Source organism: Streptomyces microflavus, from assembly GCF_014650075.1.
Taxonomy (GTDB): domain Bacteria; phylum Actinomycetota; class Actinomycetes; order Streptomycetales; family Streptomycetaceae; genus Streptomyces; species Streptomyces microflavus.
The window spans coordinates 116,892-136,169 of sequence record NZ_BMUG01000018.1 but is presented as its reverse complement, the minus strand read 5'-3'; the positions used below and the strand labels follow the sequence as shown (position 1 = coordinate 136,169).

General features: G+C 70.2%; 24 protein-coding genes. All 24 read left to right on the top strand.

The genetic code is table 11. The annotated features are described in order from the left end of the window. Positions 1-13 precede the first annotated feature (13 nt). A complete protein-coding gene (locus IE264_RS36020; protein WP_051821929.1) occupies positions 14-511 on the top strand; it encodes a hypothetical protein in 498 nt (165 codons plus the stop codon). 93 nt (positions 512-604) lie between these two features. After that, positions 605-1,030 carry a hypothetical protein gene (locus IE264_RS36015; protein WP_032758887.1) on the top strand — a complete coding sequence of 142 codons (426 nt, stop codon included), beginning with the start codon at positions 605-607 and terminating at the stop codon, positions 1,028-1,030. Then, complete coding sequence (locus IE264_RS36010) at positions 1,027-1,863, top strand: hypothetical protein (protein ID WP_032758888.1); 837 nt, start codon at positions 1,027-1,029, stop codon at positions 1,861-1,863. Before IE264_RS36015 ends, IE264_RS36010 begins: the two co-directional genes overlap by 4 nt. Before the next feature lie 122 nt (positions 1,864-1,985). After that, a complete protein-coding gene (locus tag IE264_RS36005) occupies positions 1,986-2,570 on the top strand; it encodes a hypothetical protein (protein ID WP_229887960.1) in 585 nt (194 codons plus the stop codon). Positions 2,571-2,594: 24 nt separating this feature from the next. After that, entirely contained in the window at positions 2,595-3,356 is a 762-nt protein-coding gene (locus IE264_RS36000) for a hypothetical protein (RefSeq protein ID WP_030592086.1), read from the top strand. Then, positions 3,353-3,997, top strand: coding sequence for a hypothetical protein (locus tag IE264_RS35995; protein WP_032758890.1), 645 nt, complete (start codon positions 3,353-3,355; stop codon positions 3,995-3,997). The genes IE264_RS36000 and IE264_RS35995 overlap by 4 nt, the downstream gene beginning before the upstream one ends. A gap of 20 nt (positions 3,998-4,017) precedes the next feature. Beyond that, positions 4,018-4,419 (top strand): hypothetical protein, encoded by a 402-nt coding sequence (locus IE264_RS35990; protein WP_032758891.1) that lies wholly within the window; start codon positions 4,018-4,020, stop codon positions 4,417-4,419. Between the two features lie 271 nt (positions 4,420-4,690). Then, entirely contained in the window at positions 4,691-5,074 is a 384-nt protein-coding gene (locus tag IE264_RS35985; RefSeq protein WP_030592095.1) for a hypothetical protein, read from the top strand. Continuing rightward, the gene (locus IE264_RS35980; RefSeq protein ID WP_032758892.1) at positions 5,071-5,874 is read left to right on the top strand and encodes an SPDY domain-containing protein; all 804 of its coding nucleotides are present in this window, start codon (positions 5,071-5,073) and stop codon (positions 5,872-5,874) included. The genes IE264_RS35985 and IE264_RS35980 overlap by 4 nt, the downstream gene beginning before the upstream one ends. A 26-nt stretch (positions 5,875-5,900) precedes the next feature. Next, the gene (locus IE264_RS35975; protein WP_032758893.1) at positions 5,901-6,254 is read left to right on the top strand and encodes a hypothetical protein; all 354 of its coding nucleotides are present in this window, start codon (positions 5,901-5,903) and stop codon (positions 6,252-6,254) included. Then, complete coding sequence (locus tag IE264_RS35970; RefSeq protein WP_032758894.1) at positions 6,245-7,063, top strand: SPDY domain-containing protein; 819 nt, start codon at positions 6,245-6,247, stop codon at positions 7,061-7,063. Before IE264_RS35975 ends, IE264_RS35970 begins: the two co-directional genes overlap by 10 nt. 71 nt (positions 7,064-7,134) lie before the next feature. Then, entirely contained in the window at positions 7,135-7,641 is a 507-nt protein-coding gene (locus IE264_RS35965; RefSeq protein ID WP_190167876.1) for a hypothetical protein, read from the top strand. A gap of 2 nt (positions 7,642-7,643) precedes the next feature. Continuing rightward, positions 7,644-8,414, top strand: a complete 771-nt coding sequence (locus IE264_RS35960) for an SPDY domain-containing protein (RefSeq protein WP_032758895.1) — start codon at positions 7,644-7,646, stop codon at positions 8,412-8,414. 32 nt (positions 8,415-8,446) lie between these two features. Further along, the gene (locus IE264_RS35955; protein WP_032758896.1) at positions 8,447-10,237 is read left to right on the top strand and encodes a type IV secretory system conjugative DNA transfer family protein; all 1,791 of its coding nucleotides are present in this window, start codon (positions 8,447-8,449) and stop codon (positions 10,235-10,237) included. Between the two features lie 113 nt (positions 10,238-10,350). Next, positions 10,351-11,076 carry an HAD family hydrolase gene (locus tag IE264_RS35950; protein WP_158706557.1) on the top strand — a complete coding sequence of 242 codons (726 nt, stop codon included), beginning with the start codon at positions 10,351-10,353 and terminating at the stop codon, positions 11,074-11,076. A gap of 17 nt (positions 11,077-11,093) precedes the next feature. Then, positions 11,094-11,267 (top strand): hypothetical protein, encoded by a 174-nt coding sequence (locus IE264_RS35945; RefSeq protein ID WP_158706558.1) that lies wholly within the window; start codon positions 11,094-11,096, stop codon positions 11,265-11,267. A 117-nt stretch (positions 11,268-11,384) separates the two neighbouring features. After that, the gene (locus IE264_RS35940; RefSeq protein ID WP_158706559.1) at positions 11,385-11,927 is read left to right on the top strand and encodes a hypothetical protein; all 543 of its coding nucleotides are present in this window, start codon (positions 11,385-11,387) and stop codon (positions 11,925-11,927) included. Then, a complete protein-coding gene (locus IE264_RS35935) occupies positions 11,924-12,688 on the top strand; it encodes an SPDY domain-containing protein (RefSeq protein ID WP_032758898.1) in 765 nt (254 codons plus the stop codon). The genes IE264_RS35940 and IE264_RS35935 overlap by 4 nt, the downstream gene beginning before the upstream one ends. Before the next feature lie 248 nt (positions 12,689-12,936). Further along, positions 12,937-13,446, top strand: coding sequence for a hypothetical protein (locus IE264_RS35930; protein WP_229887958.1), 510 nt, complete (start codon positions 12,937-12,939; stop codon positions 13,444-13,446). Then, positions 13,443-14,204: a hypothetical protein gene (locus IE264_RS35925; RefSeq protein ID WP_032758899.1), complete on the top strand. Its 762-nt coding sequence runs from the start codon at positions 13,443-13,445 to the stop codon at positions 14,202-14,204. Before IE264_RS35930 ends, IE264_RS35925 begins: the two co-directional genes overlap by 4 nt. 415 nt (positions 14,205-14,619) lie before the next feature. Then, positions 14,620-15,381 carry a hypothetical protein gene (locus IE264_RS35920; protein WP_229887956.1) on the top strand — a complete coding sequence of 254 codons (762 nt, stop codon included), beginning with the start codon at positions 14,620-14,622 and terminating at the stop codon, positions 15,379-15,381. Beyond that, positions 15,378-16,649, top strand: a complete 1,272-nt coding sequence (locus IE264_RS35915) for a DNA cytosine methyltransferase (protein ID WP_032758902.1) — start codon at positions 15,378-15,380, stop codon at positions 16,647-16,649. Before IE264_RS35920 ends, IE264_RS35915 begins: the two co-directional genes overlap by 4 nt. Next, positions 16,649-17,770, top strand: a complete 1,122-nt coding sequence (locus tag IE264_RS35910) for a DnaB-like helicase N-terminal domain-containing protein (RefSeq protein ID WP_078657548.1) — start codon at positions 16,649-16,651, stop codon at positions 17,768-17,770. The genes IE264_RS35915 and IE264_RS35910 overlap by 1 nt, the downstream gene beginning before the upstream one ends. 63 nt (positions 17,771-17,833) lie before the next feature. After that, entirely contained in the window at positions 17,834-19,210 is a 1,377-nt protein-coding gene (locus tag IE264_RS35905; RefSeq protein ID WP_032758903.1) for an SPDY domain-containing protein, read from the top strand. The last annotated feature ends 68 nt before the right edge of the window (positions 19,211-19,278 follow it).

Genomic DNA, 19,278 nt, shown 5'->3' with positions numbered 1-19,278 from the left:
CAGGAACACCCACATGGCAATCCGTACGCAATGGACCGTGGAGCACGCCTGCTCCCACCAGGTCATTCACGACCTTTCCGGCCGCCCGGCCGATAAGCGGGCTGGCTTCGCCCGCTGGCTCGCGGCGAAGGACTGCACCGACTGCTGGAAGGCGGAGCGCGACGCCGACACCGGCTCGAAGGAGGAGTGGCTCGCGGCCAAGCGTGCCGCGGAGAAAGAGGAGGCCGCAGCGTGGGCGAAGCAGTTCGACATGCCGCCGCTCGAAGGCCCGGAGAAGGCCCTGGACTGGGGCGAGCGCTGCCGCCACCAGCTGATGACCGCCGCCCACACCGCGCTCGTTGTCGAGGGGAGTTGGGGCGAGGCGGACTGGGCGGAGCTGGAGGAGAAGGCGCGCGCGATCACTCGCGCCGGGTGGTGGATCGACCAGCGCGACGCGGACGGCTCTGACCTGCTCGAACTCCTCGAAGCAGCCGGTGAAGCTGACCGTGCCACGGAGAACCCGTTCCGGTAGTCGCGGGGAACATAGCCGGGAAGCGCCGGTTAGCCAAACCGGCGTTCCTCCGGACTATTGATGCTCCCACCCCGCCACCTGCGGAAGGACCTCATGTCCCAGCCCCCGCGCGCCTCGGCGTTCGCCCCGACACCTGATCCGCTCACCCCTGACAGGGACGTCACACACCAGCATTTCCGGTCCGGTGACACCGTCGTCGTCCTCAAGGGGGTGGCCGGCGGTGAACTGTGGGGCGAATCGATGCGTGTCGTCGCCCCGTCCTGGCACACCCCGACCGACGAGGACGGGTGGCGGCTTCGGGATGCGACCGGCGGCGCCCAGTCCTACGTCACCGCCCACCCTCGCTACCTCGTGCACCTCTCCCGTCGCTGCCCGGACTGCCTGATCCACCTGCGTGCCCTGGAGGATGCGCTCCTGGCGCGGTTCGCCGGCCGGGAGGAACTGATCGACTGCGGCTGGTACACCACCACCGCCCTGGGTCAGCTCGTGCACATCGCCGACATCCGGGGCGGGCGGTGATCCCTCGCCTTCATCACCGGACCCACCGGCCGCACGACCCGCTCGAAGCGGCCCTGGGCCGGCCGGTGTCGCCGGACGAAGGGCTGACGGAGTACACGGTCGTCGCCCACTGGCCGGGCCTGGACGAATTCACCCAGGATGATGAGGACAGGACCTGGACGTCCGTCGAGTGGGCCGAGCACCTCGACGATCCCCGCCTGAACCACCCGTTCCCCGCAACTCCGCGTGACGGGCTGGCCTTCTTCCACGTCGAGGTGCGCCTCGCTCCGCACGACCGGGAGTTGGCCCTGCAGGAATGGGCCGAGGTTGGCCACCGCCTCGCCCGGGCCGCCGGAATCGAGATTCCCGGCAAGGAACAGGGCGCCCGGTGGATCGCAGTCCAAGCCCAGCCCGGGCGCCTCGACCTCATCGCCAACCTGATCCACATCGACGGCACGTGGCACGCGCCTCCCGGCAACGTGGCACGACGTCTGGCGGACGAGGCTCGCCGTGTCGAGCAGGACCTCAACCTCACTCCGTCGCGTACCGCTCCCGCGCCTCGTCCCGCCGCCCGTACGGCGCCGACGGCATCGGCTCAACTCGCGGCTGTTCTCACGCAACTCGCTGACGAACACGCCGGCCCCCTGGCTGCGGTCCGTGGACTCATCGAGCACACCGCTCACCGGACCGCCCATCAGCCCGGTGCCGCCGACACCGCCCACAGCCTGCTGCTGCTCGCCCGCCTCGTCTACGCCGTCCAGGAGGACCTGCACCGCGTCGCAGCCGGGCTGGCCCAGTCCCCGGTAGCCGTCGCACCACCCGCCGCCCAGCGCTCCGCCCAACGATCACCGTAGGAGAACCGTCCCTGCTCCGCATCAACCGCTACGTCGAGATCCGCCGCGACCCGGACTCCGAGGAACTCCTCGCCCGAGAGGGCGACTCCCCGGCGCACAGCATCCTCCAGCGCGCGGGCTTCGTGCCCGTCGTACGCGTCCACGAGAGCTACCACCGCGCACCCAAGGGCCTGACCGCCGAGGACGAGGACCGTCTTGCCACCGCCGCTGTCGCCCGTCTCCAGGCCCAGGGCTACCACGTGGCCTGCGACGCGGACTTCGACACCGACGACCGGCTGTCAAGCTACCCGCCGTCCAGCGCCGAGGTCGCCCACCTCGCCAAACGCGTTCAGGAGGCCACCACCACGGACGAGACGGCCGCCGCCCTGACCGAGCTGACCGCTCCCCACGACGGTGTCCTCATCGCGATCGAGGAAGTCCTCACGGCCACCGCCGACTTCTACGACGGGCTCGGCGAGCCTCCCGACCCGCACATCGCCCGGCGGCTCCGCTACCTCGCCGACGAGGTCCTCCGCACCATCCGTACCGACCTCTCCGACAGCCGTAACCAGCTCGCCGACCGGCACGCCCCGCACCCCGGCCGCAGCACCTGCGCACAAGAGGTCCCAGCCAACGAACGCGAGCGCTCCGCCGTGTGCGCCTGCCCGCCCCCGCCGCGCACGCTCCCGGCCCCACCGCCCCCGGTGGCCATCGGCCTGCGCCGCTGACTCCTATCCCGCCCGAAGGACACCATGTACGACCACCACGACACTTCCGATCGCCTCGCCTCGTACGCCGACGTCCTCGCCGGCGAACTCACGGGCACTTGGACCAGCTCCCACATCCCGGTGGACGCCAAGGACGATCTCGCCGAACTCGCCGACCGGATCTGGGACCTGGACCTGGTCGCTGCCTCCCTCGCCGATCACCCGCTCCAGGAAGCGGCCCTCCTGAGCCGCCCGGACGGCGCCCAGCTCGTCCTTGTGGACCGGCACGACGAACGCGACGGGTTCCTCATCGCCGCTGTCGCCCCGCGCGCCCTGCCTGACAAGGCGTACCGCGCCGTCCCCGAGCCCAACGGCATCGCCCTGGTCGACGACCCGTTCCTGAGCGCCGAGCACGTCGCCGGCGACCTCCTCGCCCGCTACGACACCGCGCTCGCTCAGGTCCGCAACAACGCCCTGGGCGGTCTCCAGCCCTCCCAGGCCGACCGGGTCGTCCTCACCTGGCAGCCGGACGGCAGCGTCGCCACCGCGCCCGTCGACCACCGTGCCGGTGAGATCCTCCTGGCCCACGGTTTCGTCCAGGACCCGCAGGACGGCATCTACCGGCTCAACGGCGACGACACCCAGGCCCAGGCCCGCGCCCTGCGCGAGATCGGCCCCCAACTGGAGGCGATCGGTATCGGAACCGGCCTGCAGCACCCCGCCGGCCGGACCGCACCCACCGCCACCCCGGCCTCTGCTCCGCCGGTCCCGGCAGGCACCCGCACGCCGTCGGTCCGCGGGCGATGAATCAGCACGAGCCCGACTTCCTCGTGCTGGAGTACATCACCGTCACCAAGGACCCCCGCACCGGCCTGGTCGTCGCCATCGGCGGCACCGAGAAGGCCGCGGACATCCTCCAGAGAACCGGTGGCTTCCTCTCCGCCGCCGGGCACCACGGGACCTATCACCGGCTGCCGCACGGTCTGCCCGTCGAGCAGCAGCGTCTGAAGGCGACCACCGCCTCGCACGCACTGCTAGCCGCCGGCCACAACGTCCACCTCGACCCCGCCCTCAACATGCTCTCCTTCCCGAACGGAGACCGCGATGCCGCCCAGCGCTACCTCGGCCATCTCGCCGAGCGGGTCTCTGCCGCCGAGACCAGCAGTCAGGTGGCCGAGGTACTGACCGAGATCGCCGCCCCGGTCAACGGGCTGCTGCCCCTGACCAGAGAGGTCGTCGTCCGCGCCGCGTTGGCTGCCAGAGCCCTGGAAGGCACCCCTCCCGGCGACGAACTCGATCACATCGACCGTCTCGGCGACATCACCCACTCCATGAGCATGGCCGCACGAGTCATCCTCCACGCCCGCAATCACACCGCCCGCGCTCCGCAGAAGGCCCCCACACCGCCGCCGAGCACGCCCCGGCCCCCGGGCTCCCGCCGCCGTTGATACGGAGAGACAAGAGGCACATGACCAACCTGGCCGCCGAATGCGGCACGGACGCCGAGATCTACAAGGGGCCCTTTCCGCCCACGGTCCACGTCGACACCCGTACCGGTGCCCCTGCCGCCTTCTACGACCTGCTTGACCAGCTCGGTCTGCAACGGCACACCGTCCAGCAGGGCGACCAGACCCTCACCTTCCACACCGCGCCCCTGCAGCTGGACTTCGACGAGCAGAAGCGCGTGGCGACCCGTGCCATCCCCGACCTGCTCCTGGCCGGATACAAGATCAACTGCACGCCCACCGTCTTCGATGAACCCGCCTACCAGCAGGCCGCGCACGACATACGCGACGGCAAGGCGAACCCCGCGGCACAGGGACCAGCCGGCGAACCCTCACGGCCTGCTCCTTCCCGCCGTACCCCATAGACCCCAGGCGGCCCCGGCTCCACCCCGGGGCCGCCCGCCCCGCCCCGATCCCGGAGTAACCCGTAACACCCCGCACACCCCCACCGATCAACAGCCAGCTCAAACCACGCCTGGCCACCGCCCTGTTCCGCCGCTACCTGCGCGCCTGCATCCCCACCGGGCCCGACAGCGGCTCTCCGCTGGCCGGTGCCCGGCCGGAGGCCGTCCTCGCCGAGTCGCAGCGCGTCGGGCAGCGCCGCCGCCCCTGACCGTCCCACCGACACGGAGGAGCATGTCCCACCCCGCCCCCTACCCGATAGGGCTGGCCGACGAGATCACCCGGCAGCTCCATCTGCTCGCCGAGCACGTCGCCGTACTGCCCCCTCACCAAGCGACGCAGGTCATCGCACACATCCTCAACCCGGACGACGGGCTGCTCGACAGCGTCACCGGACTCGTCTCCGTGAGCAGCACGTTCGCCAAGGTCCAGGCCGAACGCGGCGTGCTTCCAGCCGAAGTGTGGCTCGCGCTGGGCCGGGCCGCCAACGATCTTGACGCCGTCGGCGGAGACCTGGACGAGCACCGCGCCACCCTTCGGCGTTTCGGCGCTCAACCTGCTACCGGCGCGGCAAAGCCTCCGGCCCCCGCGCCGCTCGTCGTACGGCGGCGCCGATGAAGAAGAAGCAGCGGCACGGCTGGGGGACCGGTGACCAGCCCGAGCAGCACTACCTGGTACAGCCCCGAACCCTGGCCGGCGGCGGCGACATCCGGCACATCTCGGAGTTCCTGCGCGCCTCGGGCTGGCGGGACAAGTCCAAGACGGGCGGCCCCCTGCACATGGAGAGCCCGGACCGCACACTCCGTGTCGCCTACGACCCCTACGTCCTGCCCGGCGGATGGACCATCCACGGCCGGGCCGAGGGGCCGAACGGCGAATGGACGGCGCAACTGGGCCAGCAGACTCCAGTGGAGATCATCGCCGGCCTGACCGACGCCCTCACCCGACCCCGCACCGCCCACGCTCCCAACGTCTGGGCGCCGCTGGAGGAACAGGAGTGGGACATGCGCTTCGAGGGCGCGAACTACATGGCGACCAGTCCCGACGGCACTGCGTGGATGCAGTACCACCAGAGCACCGACGGCTCGGCGATGTGGTGGACCGGCGCGAAGGACAAGCAGGGCAACGGCTGGGCGGCCCACTTCACGCCGAACACCCCGATGCACCTGGTGCAAGCCTTCTCGACCGAACTCGCCGGCCCCGAACCCGTGATGCGCCCGCGCGGACACTTCCCTCTCAGCGCCCAGATCCGTACCTGGTCGGTATCCGTCAAGCCTTCCCAGCTCAGTGCGTGGCAGCAGGCCCGCATCACGGCCGCCCGCGCCTCCACCTGGGCCCGCAACAGCACCAAGGTCTCCCGGCCCCGCGCAACCGCTCCTCCCTACACCCCGGCCGGCGGTATCCGGACCCGCCGCTGAACCACCCACCCAATCCAAGGAGATTGATGCCCGCACTCACCCCGGACAGCATCCGCACCCTCACCGAAACGCTGGCAGATCTCACCGACTACCTGCGCGAGACCCCCGACCTCGACGAGGCCCTCGCGCTCGTCGAGCCCCTCCTCGACGAGTACACGGGCCTGCCTGTCCAGTTCGCCGACACGCTGCGCGCCCTAGCCCGTGCCATACAGGAGCACCCGGATGTCCCGCGCACCGCGCAGGCCGACCTTCTGATCGCCGAGTTGCGTACGGCCGCATGGGAGCAGGCCGACCAGCACACCCTCCACTGCGCCCTGGACGATCTCCGCGACCTGTACGGCAGCACCACGGCGGCCGAGAGGTGCTGCCGGTGCCGCTGAACGAACGGCAGCTCGCCGCGTTCGCCGACAAGCACGCCTGGCAGATTCCGTTCGACACCGGACCGCGCCATCTCGCGGGTCCGGGAGATGCCCGCCACGTCACCCACGGCCTGGCCGCCGCCGGATGGAGCACCGTCTCCGACCCCCTGAGCGCCGAGATCGTCCTGCGCAGCCCCGACCTCCGTCTCAGCCTGCAGTTCGACCCGCAGTCCGCCACCGGAGCGTGGTGGCGGCTGCGGTCCGAGCCCTTCGCAGACGGTCCCGCGTGGTACGCCGAGTTCGGCGAACTCGTGCCCGCCGAGGTCCTCGCCGCCCTCACCGACGCCCTCATCGGCGCACCGTCGCAACCGGCCGACCCGTGGGCCCCGGTGACCTCGGCGGGTTGGCACCGGGACTCAGAGAGCACAGCTCGCTCCCCGGACTCCATGTGCCGCATCGAACTTCGGCAGTTGAGCGAATCTCGGGAGCTGCCGTCCTGGCACATCGAGACCAGCGAGCCCCGCGGCGAGTTCTCCGGCCCGCGCATCTGGCACGCCTACCTCGACGAACTCACCCCACCCCACCTGGTCGCTCCGTTCCTCACCGCGCTGGCCGACCCCAGTCCGCTCCAGCGCGGCATGTACGAACGCACCGCCCACTACCGCGCCGTACAAAAGCCGAGCCCACTGCGCCCGCAACAGGTGGTCGACGCCCACACCAACCGCATCAACTCTCTCCGCACGCAGGCACGCTCCGCCCGCCGGCAGCAGACGAAACCCGCGACAACCCCGGCGAACACGAACCCAGCCCGTCCGGCAGCCCGCCGCTGAACCGACAGGACCCGTCCATCCCCACCGACCACCACGCACACCGCGCCGCGCTCCGCAACCTCGACCACTACGTGCGGGACAGCAAGAAGATCCTCGACGCCTGGAACGCGTACTCCGAGGAGCACACGGACCTCGACGGCTGGCCCCACGACGAGCACGCCTACGGCATGCGCGCGAGCCAGCGCGATGCCCACACCGCCGAGGCGTTCGAACCTCTCCGCCTCGGCGCCCGGCTTCTGCTGGCCACCGCCGAGACACAGCTCACCCGACTGTCGGAGACCACGGTCCAAGGCCGCTGGGTCTACCAGTTGGGCGTCCTGCGCAACGCCCTCGACCAGCTGGACGAACTGCACGAGCAGTGGCTGACCACGCGAGACGCCCTCCCCGCCAACGCCAAGGCCGGCACCGCTGACTTCGACGACGCCCTCGCCGAGCATCACGCCGAATCGTGGAGCGATCTCGACGACTGGGCCACCCACGGCAAGGCCATCCGCGAGATCAACGCCTGGGCCCGCACAGCCCGTTCGCCCCTTGCCCCAGCACCAGCCCCCGCACGGCGCACTGCGGCACGGAAGTGAACATGCCCCCTACTCCCAAAACCGTTGAGGTCGACTTCATCACCCCGCGCCACCTCGCGGGCGGCGGCGATCCCGCCTGGGTCACCGTCCCGCTCCACCGTGCCTGCGCCTGGAGTCATGGCAAGGATTACTTGAGGCCGCGCGTCCTGCTCTCCAGCCCCGACCAGAAGGCACTCCTGTGTCTGGAGCCCCTCCTCGACGGAAACTGGTGGACGCTTACCCACGCCCCGGAGTCCGGTCGGCCGGCCTGGTACGCGAGCTTCGGCGGGCACACCCCGGTGGAGCTGATCGCCGCTTTCACCGATGCCCTCACCGACCCAGCCGTCGTCAACACACCGCCCGATCCGTACGAACCGCTCGCGGACGCCGACTGGCACCCGAGGTACGGCAGGAAGGGCCTCGTCTCGCCCGACGGCCACGCCCAGGTCGACCGCGTCATGAACCGCAGCACCGATCACTGGGTCGCCACCACCGCCATCGGCAACCGCACCGTGTGGCAGGCCCGCTTCGGCGAACACACCCCACCGCACCTGATCACAGCGTTCACCACAGCCCTCGCCGACACGCGCCCCGTGGCCCGTCCGGACAGTCCACACGACCAACCCACCCTCAACCCGGACCTCGTTACCCGCAGATCTACCGAGGTACTCACGGTGCTCGTCGACTCCGCTCTCGAAGAACGCGTCCGCTCCCTGACCGCCCGCCATGCCATCCCCGATCCGGCACAGCGACCAGCACGACAGCCACCGTCCACGAACTGCCGCAGTCGCTGAACCACCCGTCCCCGCCCGGAAGCACCTACCCCTTGCCCCCTTCCTCCTCCAGCAGCAACACCGACGGGTACGACCTCGTCCTGCGCGTCCTGCTCGGCGCTCTCGCTGTCGTCGTCCCCCTGTCCCACCTCGCCTGGCTGTCCGGCAACATCACCGCCTACCTCACCGGTGGCAACTGGGCGAGGTACCAGCCGACCGATGCCCTGCTCCATCCCGGGCAGGTCTGGCCCGACGCGGGCGAAACGTCCCTGCTGGTCGGTGCCCGCATAGTCCCCGTCGTCCTGCTCCTGGCATTGATGGCGGGGGCGGGAATCCTGTGGGCCCGACACAAGAACCTGAGCGGAGGCCGGAAGAAGATCACCGACATGGCCAAGGCCCGGGACATCGAGCCGCTGATGGCCAAGGCGATCTCCGGCAAAGCCCGCTCCCTGCGCCCCAGCCTCAAGGACGCCAAGCACATCGAAGCGAAGGACACCGGCGTCCTCCTCGGCAACCTCCAGGGCACGAAGCACGAAGTGCGGATGGGGTTCGAGGATGTCGCGGTCGCCATCATGGCGCCCCGCTCCGGGAAAACCACGTCGCTCGCCATCCCCTCCATGCTCCACGCACCCGGCCCGGTCCTCCTCACCTCCAATAAAGCCGCCGGCGACGCCTTCACCGCGGCCCATGAGGCCAGGGCGCGGGTGGGTGCGGTGTGGACCATGGACCCACAGCAGATCGCCCACGCCGATCGCCAGATGTGGTGGAACCCCCTAGCCACCGCGAAAACCCTCGACGGTGCCGGCAGGCTGGCCGGGCACTTCCTGGCCGCGAGCGTGGACGCGAGCGCGCAGGGCGACTTCTGGTCAAAGGCCGGCAGCAACATCTTGTCCCAGTTGCTGCTGGCCGCGGCGCTCGACGGCCGGCCCATCACCGACATCATGCAGTGGCTGGCCTTCCCCGCCGACCGCTCACCGTTGGACATCCTGCGTGACCACGGCTTCGCCGCCGTCGCCGCCCAGCTCAAGGGGACGGTGGAGGGGCCGCCCGAGACCCGGGACGGCATTTACGAGACGGCCCGCCAGTACGCCGCTGCTCTCCTCAACACGGAGATCGCCGCCTGGGTGACACCGCAGAAGGACGTCGCCGAGTTCCGGCCCGCCGACTTCGTCACCTCCACCGACACCTTGTTCCTGCTCAGCAAGGACGGCGGCGGCGGAGCAAGCGCGCTGATCGCGGCATGCGCCGACTCCGTCATGCGCGCCGCGACCGCCCAGGCCGAACGCGCCGGCGGCCGTCTGGACCCGCCCATGCTCGCGATCCTTGACGAGGCCGCCAACGTATGCAAAATCTCTGACCTTCCGGACCTGTACTCCCACCTCGGCAGCCGCGGCATCATCCCCATCACGATCCTCCAGAGTTACCGCCAGGGCCAGAAAGTGTGGGGCGACGCCGGCATGGACGCCATGTGGAGCGCCTCCACCGTCAAGGTGATCGGATCCGGCATCGATGACCCCGACTTCGCCGACAAACTGTCCCGCCTGATCGGTGACCACGACGTGGAGACCACGTCCACCTCACACTCGGAGTCCGGAAAGTCGACCTCGGTCAGCATGCGGCAGGAACGGATCCTGCCCGCCGACGCGATCCGAGCCCTGCCCAAGGGAACGGCCTTGTGCTTCGCCACCGGCATGCGCGCCGCCATGCTCGACCTACGCCCGTGGTACGCGGAGCCCGGAGCGAAAGAGCTGTCCGCCGCATCCGCCCGCGCATCACAGGCCATCACCGCCAGGGCCAACGCCAAGCACGCCCCAAGCCAGGGCGACTACGGCACTGCGGCATAGCACGGCCCGACGCGTCACCGACCCCTGTGAACGGACCGGCTCCACCCTGAACCGAGGCAGCCGCGTTCACCACGCCCGGTCTGCCCGACAACACCTTCTGGAGAAGCCTCTCTTTGCCCACACCCTCTACCGCCCCTGTACACATCGTCTGGGATTGGAACGGGACACTGCTGGACGACCTCCACTGCATGGTCGAGGCCGTGAGCGCCTGCCAGGCGGCCATCGGCGAACCCGCAGTCGACACGGCGACCTACCGGCAGCAGCACTGCCTGCCCGGACGCCGCTTCCACGACCGTCTCAGCGGCCGGCCGGTCACCGACGCAGAGTGGCCCGTCATCCAACGGACTTACGCCGAGCACATGTCTGCCCGCAAGCCACCGCTGCGCGCCGGCGCCGCGCACCTTCTGCAGTGGATCGCGGCACAGGGCCACACCCAGTCCCTCCTGTCACTCACCGACGACCCGCAACTGCGGCGGGAGGTGGAACAGACCCGGCTGAAGCACCTTTTCCAACGCATCGATGGCCGACGCGCTCCCGGCACCCCGAAGTCCGCAGCTCTCCAGCACCACCTGGCCATGCTGGGTGAACCCGACCGCTGTCGGGTCATCTTGATCGGTGACACCACCGACGACGCCGCAGCCGCACGGACCTGCGAAGTGCGGGCCGTCCTCCACACCGGTGGCTTCGAACTGGCCTCGCGTCTGCGCACAGCCGGAGCCCCCGTGGTCCCCAGCCTCGACGCAGCCGCCCTCCTCGCCCTGGGTCTGTCCGCCGGTACGTCCCAGCGGCCCTACGTCCCGGACATCCTGCTGCGCCGTGATGCTCGACACCACCGCTGACAAGAACGGCCCCCAACGTGAACCAACGAGGCATTTCCTCACACGTCGCCTATCTTCGCCACCTCGGCGTCGACTTCGCCGACCTCCGCTCCACGGTCCTTGGTCTGGAGATTGCTCCTGGCCGTCCGGCCCTGCACACCTTGTCCGCGCTCTACTACCGGGCGCAGGGCATGGCCACCCGGCTCGCCTAGGTCTCCTCTCTCGATGGCAGCCCCTACACGCAGGTGCCCGGGAGCCGCGAGTCACTGGACGCTCTGCGCGCCGGCGTCGGTACCGCTTCCCTGGCCGCTTCCGACCTCGCTCACGCCTTGGCCGCCACTCCCCTGGAGAGCATCCGCTTCGGTGGACCGACCGAGCACGACGAGCAGTTTCGCGGCCAGGAGCGCACTGAGGCCGTGCCCGTCCTGACCGAGCATCTACAGGAAGCCGCCCGGCAGCTGGAGCTGTGCTCCACGGTCTGCCGCTACGTGGCGCACGGGATCTCCGAGGACCTCTCCCCCGCGGCGGCACCAGCGCCCGCACCGCTGCCGGCCCCGGCCAAGCTGAACACGAAACAGTACGAGGCTCTCGACGCCCTGGCGAAGGGCGGGGCCCAGCTGGAGGTACGGAACCGGCGTACGCGGATCGCGACCATCGATGGCGCAGCCGTCACCACCGCCACCTTCGGCTCACTCGACGAACTCGGCCTCGTCCACCACGACGCGTCCGTGTCCCTGGCGCGTGGTCGCGACATCACGGTCACCGCGGGCGGACACCGTGCCCTGGCCCGCCCGCCGGCTCCACCGTCGGCACCCACTCCAGTCACGCCTGAACCAACCGCCGTTCGGACCTCCGGCCGGACCGGCCGGTGAGGCGGTTCACGCCGGACGAGGTGGTCCTCGTCTCCCCGCGTCATCTGGCGGGTGCCGGCGTCGACAAGATCCGCGACGCCCTCGGTCTCCTGATCAACATGTTCGGCTGGACGCCCGAGAAACTGCCGCCCGCTGGCCACGTGCTCCTCAACAGCCCGGGCGGCGAAATGGTCCTCGACTTCACCCCCGACCGGCAGGACAGCGGCTGGTGGACGATCGCGCACCACGAGCCCCTCTGGCGAGCTGAGTTCACCCGACAGGTGCCCGTGGAAGCAATCGCGGCCGTCACCCAGACCCTGCCCCAAGTGCTGGGCGACGACCGGTATGCCGACCGCATCCCCTTCGCCAACGAGTACCCGGCCAGCATCGCCAAGAACCACGGGTGGGCAATACGGGGCACCGCGCACGGCACGACGTGGACTTCGCCCGACGGACACTGCAAGGTCGAACACACCGCGGATACCGAGCACACCTGGCGATTCACGCACTCGGTCCACGACGGTTTCGACACGGACTGGTCAGCCGTCTTCACCGTGGACACCCCGACCCAGGTCGTCGCACAGTTCGTGACCCACCTGTCCGATGACCGCCCCGTCGAACGGCGGTTCGCCGACGTGCCCGCAGCCGCCCTGGACGCAGCCGTGATCACTCCCATCAGCAGCAGCAGCGGGCCGAGCACTCACACCCTGCACCCGGTCGAGCGGCTCGGGCATTCCCTCACCTCCGCCGGCCGGTCACCCGGCGCTCATCGCCGTCGCTGACCCACCGCGAATCCCGGGTACCCCGCTGCGGCCCGCGGGCGCTCCGGACCGTCCCGCTCTCCTCCGTCCCGACCTCCGCGTACGAACCCGGGCTCGACGACATGGTGCCCAACGCCGCGATCGGCTCCACCCCCGCCGACTCCCGGGGCGACCTGATGCCCGGCCGCGGCACATCACCCGCGCGAGGGGCGCCGACTTCACGGCAGCGACCACGTCACCCGCCTCCTTGTGGCAAGCCCCCGAACCTCATGTCTGGAGATCAGCTGCACACCTACGAACCCACCGACCTCGACGACATGTCGCCGCTCCAGGCCCTGGACGCCGTGACTGCGGACGTACGCGGCCACCGCATCACCGTGGACAGCACCGGCCTCTTCAACGCGACGCGGCACATCGGCCTGCTGTGCCACCTGGCTGCCCGCATGGCCGCCGACGCCGAGTACCAGCTCTCCCCGAATATCGCGGACCTGCCGCCTGCCGAGCACCTCGGCGCGAGCGCCGGACACCTCGGACAAGCCGTCGCTCACTACACCCAGGCCCTCGCCCCGCTCCTTGTCCTCACCACCACAGCGCAGGACACGCCACGGCAGAAGCTCGACTCGCTCGACCATCACAACCGCCTGCGGAGTCACCTCGATGCCGCCGGCCGAGCCCTCGCGGCGGCCCGCACCGTGCTCGCAGTCCCGCAGCCTCTCACGGCTCCGAGCAGACCTGCTCCGGCGCCGCTGCGCTCCTCGGCCGTCCGGCGCCGTGCATGACGACACCGCCCAACGATGGCCTTCTGTTCGATGTGGCCGCCCCGCCCACGCCAGTCGAACGACTGCTGCTACTGGCCGACCAGTACGTACGGCACAACGACACCCTCGACCGGCTCCTGCGCGCCGGTTCCCCGTCCGGTCCCGCCGCTCACGTCGCCTCCGCCCGGCACCTCGCCTCCGCGACCCACGCAGCCATCGAAGCTGTCAGCAACGCGCGGCTCTTTGCGAGCCACGAGCTGGCAGACGCCATGTTCCGCCTTCAGCAGCTCGCCTTCCTGAGCAGTGCTTCCACGGACCACGGACTCCCGATGGCCCGCACGCTGACCGCCCTGGCACCCACAGCAGCTATGGGCTGCGCCGACACCGTCGCCCGCGAACTCAACCGCCGCCGTGCGCATCCGACCAGCGCTCCCGACCGCCGGCTGACCGCCGCGCACCACACCGCACTGCGGGAGATCGCCCTCGGAAGCGTCGTGACAACCAGCTCCCAGGGCCGGGAGTACGTCCACTACCGCGACGAACGAGTCCTGATCGGCACGCTCCGGTCGCTGGAGGCGAACGGACTCACCGAACGCGTACCGGATTCCGCGCCCTCCGCCTACGTTGGCGGACCGCTCCAGGACCGCATCCGTCTCACCTCCGTCGGCGTCACCGCCTTGGCCGCCGTCATCAGCAGCCCTCCCGCCAGTAAGGGGCCCGGCACTGCACCCGCGCTCGCCGCCGCAGCCACGAAAACGGGGGCTGCCCGAAGCCTCTGACCGACGCTCCGCACCGCTCGGCCGCCCAGCAGCCCGGTTACAAGCGCGGCGCGCACGAGGCCCCGGTGACCGGGCGCTGCCCTCTCGTCCTGCCCCGTTGCACTCCCTGCGGCAGCCGCCAATCCCTCCGTCCGTACCCGCGGCCCCGACCGGCACCAAGCCAGACACCGCGACCGGCTGATCCCGCCCGGCCCGATGACAGACGAGCCGCACCGAGGGCATGCCCCCACGCTCCCCACCCCCAGGACAGACCATTTCAGAGAAGCCTCGATTCCGCGCCCTTTCACTGGGTGCGGGAGTTCAATCCAGCACTCTCCTCGCCCTGTCGGCCGAAGGGATTCTCCCCAGAGTCGAATACGCAATTTTCGCCGACACCGGATGGGAACCCGAAGCGGTTTACGCCCACCTTGACCGCATGGAAGAGAAGGTAGCGAAGCCCGCCGGAATCCCCATTCTTCGGGTGGCGTCCGGAAATATTCGCAATGACGCCCTGAACCCGAATCACCGATTCGCATCCATGCCTTTGCACATTCTCAACAAGGATGGGCGACCGGGAATGACCCGAAGGCAGTGTACGGGCGAATATAAAATAAAGCCGATAAAGCAGAAGGTCCGCGAACTGCTCGGATACCCCTACCCTGCACGTATCCCGAAAGGGGTATTCGTCGAGCAGTGGGTGGGGATATCCACCGACGAGTTCCACCGGGCCAAGGACGCCGACGTCAAGTACATGCGCAACCGGCACCCCCTTCTGGACATGTCCTGGAGTCGTGCCGCATGCGTTCGCTATCTAACCTCTCACGGGCTTGCCGATACGCCGAAATCGAGTTGCCTCGGCTGCCCGTTCCACGGAAATGCGCAGTGGCGGCACATCAGGGACACCTCTCCGTCCGAGTGGGCGGATGTCGTCGAGTTCGACGCGGCCATCCGGCAGGGCAACGCCCGCGCCAACGCATCGGGCAACCGACTACTCGGCGAGGCATTCCTGCACCGATCCCGCGTCCCCCTGAGCCAGGCGCCCATTGACCATGTGACCGCCGCCGAACGGGCCGCTCTCCACATCGGCGCGGATGAGGCCGAGGTGCTGGAGAACGGCGTCGAGGACGGCTGCTCGCCCTGGGCGTGCCGCGGCGACGCCGAAGCACTGACGCGGGACGACTTCGGACTGGCCACGTGATACTCGACCTCTTCGCCGGCCCCGGCGGCTGGAGCAGCGCGCTGCACGTCCTCGGGGCACGGGACGTCGGCCTGGAATGGGACCAGTGGGCGTGCAAGACCCGTTCTGCCGCAGGCCAGTTGACTATTCGTACCGACGTGGCGATGTATCCGACCTGGCCGGTCGTCGGCCGCACCCGCGGTGTCATCGCCTCTCCGCCGTGCCAGGCGTGGAGCATGGCCGGCAAGCGCCTCGGCCTGCTCGACCAGCCCTTGGTGCACGCGGCGGTCGAGGACCTCGCCGCCGGACGCGACACCCGCGAACGCATCCTTGCCGCCTGCCGCGACGAGCGGTCCCTGCTCGCGGCCGAGCCGATGCGCTACCTGTACGCCCTGAACACGGTCGGCGAGCCCGACTGGGTCGCTATGGAGGAAGTACCGGACGTCCTGCCACTGTGGAAACAGTATGCGGCCGTCCTGCGCCGTTGGGGGTTCTCCGTCTGGTGCGGGATTCTCAACGCCGCCGACTTCGGCGTTCCGCAGACACGGAGGCGGGCCATCCTCCTGGCCTCACGCGTCCGCACGGCGCAGCCTCCCACGCCGACACACGCTCAACTAGCTGAGCCCGATTCGCTGTTCGGTCCCGGCCGGGCCCGCTGGGTCAGCATGTCCGAGGCCCTCGGGTGGGGTGCGACCGACCGACCCGTCCCCACGGTCTGCGCCGGTGGCGGTCCCGGGGGCGGGCCTGAACCCTTCCCCTCGGGCTCCCGCAAGGCGCTGTCCGATGCCCGGGAGCGGGGTACCTGGACGCCCCGGGCGGACCGTGTGGTCCTGCAGTCCCGCCGCGAAGGAACAGGATGGGCGGCGCGGCACGGTACCCGTGAGAACCGGGCCGCCGACGCTCCAGCGCCGACGTTCACCGGCGAGGCGCATCGCTGGACCTGGTCCCTGCGCAACAACAACCAGGCCAACGCCACCGTCCGTTCCCTGTCGGAGCCAGCGGGCACCCTGTTCTTCGGGCACCGGGCGAACGAGTGCACCTGGGTCGCCGAACCAACCCCCGTCACGGTGGAGACCGCGGATACGCCGGCAGTGCCCGAGCCCATCCGGATCACCGCCCGCGAGGCCGGACTCCTGCAGACCTTTCCCGCCGACTACCCATGGGCCGGCAACAAGGGCCAGCAGTTCTCCCAGATCGGCAACGCCGTACCTCCGCTGCTCGCCGGCCACCTCCTCGCCCCGCACCTCGGCGTCACTCTCGACCCGAACGACTTCACCCTCGCCGCCTGATGCCCGCCGCCCCTGAACCCGACGAGGACGACCTCGACGCCATCACGCCGCCGCAGCCGGTGTTCCACATCGAGCAGGCCCTTCTCGGCGCCCTCCTCCTCGACCCCCACCGTCTCCGCGACGTTAACGGCATCGCCGAAGACTCCTTCTCCACCGCCCCGCACGCCGCCCTGTACGCCGCGATCAGCACCCTGCCGCCACCCGATCCCGCCGAGCATGCCAAGAACACCAAATGGCTCGACCGCGTCCTCACCCTGGGACGCGAACAGGCGCGCGGACTGTCCGCCTCCTACCTGCACACCCTCATCCAGGTATGCCCTTGGCCCCGCCACGCACCGGCCTACGCACGCATGGTCGAGGCCGAGCACGCCCGCCGCCGCTTGCAGACGGCCGCCGAACACCTCGTCCAGACCGTTCACGACGCCTCCCTCCCGAACCCCGTCCAGACGGCGCTCGCCGAGGCCGACGCCCTCAGCGCAGTCGTGGACGACATCGCGAGCCGCTTCCCGCCCCGCGCCGGAGCCCTGCCCCGCACCACGGTCCCGCCGCAGGTCGCGCCTAACCGCAGCGAAGCGGTCGAGGAGGAACAGCTACTGCTCGCCACCGCCACCGCCCACCCCGCCGACATCGAAAACGTCCGCTGGCTACTGCCCGACGACCTCACCATCCCCTTGCACGCCGGCCTGTGGCGGTGCCTGACCGCTCTTGTCCGCCGCCGCGAGGCCGTCGACCCCGTCACCGTCCTGTGGGAAGCCCAACAGCGCGGCGTACTCGACGACGGAAACGACCCGCGCGACGTGATCCGCCTGCTGGCCGAACCAGCCGGTTCCCTGGACTACTGGGGCGAACGCACCCTGCAGCGTTCCCTCCTGGCCACCGTCGACCAGGCCGGCCGACGCATCGAGGCGTACGCCGGCGACTCGGCGAACACCCCGTTCCAGCTGGTCGTCGGCGCCCGCCGCTCTCTCGCCGACATCGCCGCGATCCGCAGCCGCTGGCAGCACGCCACCGTGCCGGCGCCGACACGACGGCCCCGACTTGCGCCCCCCGCTCGCGCCGGGCCGCCGACCACCACCGCCGCCGTCGCGCCCACCGCTCGGCCCGCGCGAGCTGCCCGCTAGCGCCCCACATACGCCGGTGGCCGGACCCGAAGATCCGGCCACCGGCAGAAGAGAAGACGCTCCATGACAACCACACCCTCCATCGACGCGCACGTCGTCCTCGACGTCCACCCCACGCACTCCAGCGCCGTGACCGCCACCCTGACTGGCACCCAGGCCCGTATTGCCCACATGGGCCTTGAGGCAGCCGACTGGACCGTCGTAGCGGACAACGTCCTGGCCCTGGTGCGCATCGACTCCGAGGAGCCCTACTGGGCACAGGACGCGGCACTGCACCTAGCCTCCGAGGGGATCACCGTCGAGATCGCTCCTCGGCTCCAGGAGGCCATGGACGAGGAATGGACCTGGGCCAACTACCCGATGCCCTGGTACACCCGCAGCGAAGTCCGTGAGGTCTCCAACGAGGCCCAGAAGATTTACGACGACATTCGCCACGGCCAGCTCCTCATCCACGCCCACGCCCATGACGGGTACACCACCGTCGCGGTCGGCACGTACCTCGGCCGCACCGGCAAGTCCGTCTACCTCCACGGCGAGGACCACCTGCGGATGATCGCCGACACCTTCGATTCACCCGCCCAGGCCATGCTGGCATTCGAGAAGACGCACGGGGCGGAGATGCGCACCGGTCCGGCGCCCCTGACCGACACCGAGCGCTCCGCCGCGGAAGCCCGCACCCCGCTCGCTCTCACTACGGCCAAGCCCGAACCGGCCCCGCCGGCGCCGGAGAGCGTCCCCGTCTACCTGGCCGACGCCGGCGACCACGCTGCCCTCCTCGACACCTTCCTCGACGCCCACGGTGACTTTGGGAAGTGGCGGACCTGGTCGGACGAGACGACACACGCCATCCACGAGTCCCAGACCCTGCGCATCGAGCACGTCCACGAAACCCAGGCCCGCGAGACCGCATGGACCGTTGCCGCCTACGAGACCCCCGTCTCCGACCGCATGTGGGTCCTCACCGCAACCAGCGCCACCCCCGCTCCGGTGCTTCAGGAACTGCTGAGCAACCTGGCCGACGGCGACGGCTGGGACACCGCGGTCGGTGCCCCGGTTGACGAGAAGGCCGTCACCGCTGCCACCCAGCCGCTCTCCGACGCCGGCTGGAAGCACTCCGTGGACGGACGCTGGATCCGCTGGATGTCGCCCACCGGGGACGCGGGCGTCCTTTTCGATGCCTTCGCCGCCCAGCGGCTGAGCCAGACCCTGCACACCTGGACCATCTGGGCCGGCCCCGACCCGGAACGGCCCACCTGGACCGTCACCGCGTCCCCGCACACCCCGAGTTCGCTGCTCTCCGGCCTCTCCGAGACCCTCGCCCACGACACCGGACTCCGCCGCCCCCAGACCACGAGCACCGGACGCAGGACGAGCCCCGTCACGGGCCCACCAGCCATGCCAGTGGTCGCGGCCACATCCGCTGCCTGCCGTTCACGCTGATCATCGGCATACGAGAGCGGGGCAACATAGCGGGGGATCGCCGGTTAGCCAAACCGGCGATCCCCCGC

Bases quoted from the DNA above. Each gene is read 5' to 3' on its own strand.
- IE264_RS36020 (WP_051821929.1), top strand. From the start codon at position 14: ATGGCAATCCGTACGCAATGGACCGTGGAGCACGCCTGCTCCCACCAG.
- IE264_RS36015 (WP_032758887.1), top strand. From the start codon at position 605: ATGTCCCAGCCCCCGCGCGCCTCGGCGTTCGCCCCGACACCTGATCCG.
- IE264_RS36000 (WP_030592086.1), top strand. From the start codon at position 2,595: ATGTACGACCACCACGACACTTCCGATCGCCTCGCCTCGTACGCCGAC.
- IE264_RS35995 (WP_032758890.1), top strand. From the start codon at position 3,353: ATGAATCAGCACGAGCCCGACTTCCTCGTGCTGGAGTACATCACCGTC.
- IE264_RS35990 (WP_032758891.1), top strand. From the start codon at position 4,018: ATGACCAACCTGGCCGCCGAATGCGGCACGGACGCCGAGATCTACAAG.
- IE264_RS35985 (WP_030592095.1), top strand. From the start codon at position 4,691: ATGTCCCACCCCGCCCCCTACCCGATAGGGCTGGCCGACGAGATCACC.
- IE264_RS35980 (WP_032758892.1), top strand. From the start codon at position 5,071: ATGAAGAAGAAGCAGCGGCACGGCTGGGGGACCGGTGACCAGCCCGAG.
- IE264_RS35975 (WP_032758893.1), top strand. From the start codon at position 5,901: ATGCCCGCACTCACCCCGGACAGCATCCGCACCCTCACCGAAACGCTG.
- IE264_RS35960 (WP_032758895.1), top strand. From the start codon at position 7,644: ATGCCCCCTACTCCCAAAACCGTTGAGGTCGACTTCATCACCCCGCGC.
- IE264_RS35930 (WP_229887958.1), top strand. From the start codon at position 12,937: ATGTCTGGAGATCAGCTGCACACCTACGAACCCACCGACCTCGACGAC.
- IE264_RS35925 (WP_032758899.1), top strand. From the start codon at position 13,443: ATGACGACACCGCCCAACGATGGCCTTCTGTTCGATGTGGCCGCCCCG.
- IE264_RS35920 (WP_229887956.1), top strand. From the start codon at position 14,620: ATGGAAGAGAAGGTAGCGAAGCCCGCCGGAATCCCCATTCTTCGGGTG.
- IE264_RS35910 (WP_078657548.1), top strand. From the start codon at position 16,649: ATGCCCGCCGCCCCTGAACCCGACGAGGACGACCTCGACGCCATCACG.
- IE264_RS35905 (WP_032758903.1), top strand. From the start codon at position 17,834: ATGACAACCACACCCTCCATCGACGCGCACGTCGTCCTCGACGTCCAC.